Raw genomic sequence first — 1,099 nt, forward strand, 5'->3', positions numbered from 1 at the left:
TCCGCCCTGGCCGCACCAGCGGGGAACAACGCCAACACACCCACCACAGCCACCGCCCAGACGACCCACCGCCTGACCGAGACCACAGCCGATAATCCAAACGCGAATCTCACAATCACCCCTAACGTTGTCGTTAACTACGAGCCCATCTCTGGTTGCCGGCGCCGCCGAGGCGATCCCGCTTCGTGGCGCCGGCACCTATACGCCCACAGTGACGGCGCCGGTGCTGTGACCGGTGCCGTCACTGTGGGCGACGCCGATGCCGGCGAGCTCAGTGCGTCTTATTGAGGAGTTGGCGCGTCGCGGTGGACTTCGCCAGGGACACAGTGCATGCGGCTCCGTTGAGTGTGAATGCGGCGGGTTTCGCTGCGCTGCCGGTGTGGTCGGCCCGGAACCCGAAGCTGGTTGAGCCGCCGGGCGGAATCCAACCGTTGTGGCCTGCGCTCGGGATCGGGGTGGCCCCCGTGCCGGCAGGTCGCCGGCACGGGGGCTCAGGCCAGTCCTCGCCGAGTGTCAGGACGCCGTGCGAGGTCAGACGCTCTACGGGTCAGGACGCCGTGCGGGGTCAGAGGCTGTACGGGTCAGGACGCCGTGCAGGTCAGGACGGGCACGCTGCCGGGGCCGCTCGAGGTGCCGAGGATTCCGAACAACGCGTTCGCACCGGGGTTCAGGCTGCCGTTGTAGCTCAGATTGCGGGCGGTGATCACGTTTCCGCTGGTGGTGATCGCGGCGTTCCACCCGTTGCTGACCGCGCGGCCGTCGTCGAACCGCCAGGTGACGGTCCAGCCGGAGATGGCCGAGCTGCCCGCCGTGACGGTGATCAAGGCTTGGAAGCCTCCCGGCCACTCATTCACAGGGGAGTACGTGGCCGTACATCCACGGCTACCGGACGGCGAGGGCGTCGGGGTCGGCGTAGGAGTCGGTGTGGGGGTCGGCGTCGGCGTTGGTGTGGGGGTCGGCGTGGGGGTCGGCGTCGGTGTGGGACTCGGTGACGGATTGGGGCTGATGCTGCCGGGGACGGATTGGAGTGCGGTGTACCAGGCGGCGGCCATTTTGTCGTAGCCGCCGGCGGTGGGGTGGATGCCGTCGATGAGGTCGG

General features: G+C 68.6%; 2 protein-coding genes and 1 pseudogene. All 3 read right to left on the reverse strand.

From position 1 onward, the window contains the following. Positions 1 to 271: 271 nt before the first annotated feature. Positions 272 to 535 carry a cellulose binding domain-containing protein gene (locus AB0B72_RS40325; protein WP_367745084.1) on the reverse strand — a complete coding sequence of 88 codons (264 nt, stop codon included), beginning with the start codon at positions 533 to 535 and terminating at the stop codon, positions 272 to 274. A gap of 46 nt (positions 536 to 581) precedes the next feature. Then, positions 582 to 863, reverse strand: a pseudogene (locus AB0B72_RS40330) (cellulose binding domain-containing protein); the annotation flags it as partial. A gap of 19 nt (positions 864 to 882) precedes the next feature. Continuing rightward, positions 883 to 1,099: hypothetical protein (locus AB0B72_RS40335; protein ID WP_367745085.1), on the reverse strand; the 217-nt coding region annotated here is incomplete at its 5' end.

This window comes from Microbispora sp. NPDC049125, from assembly GCF_040802045.1.
In the GTDB taxonomy this organism is placed as follows: domain Bacteria; phylum Actinomycetota; class Actinomycetes; order Streptosporangiales; family Streptosporangiaceae; genus Microbispora.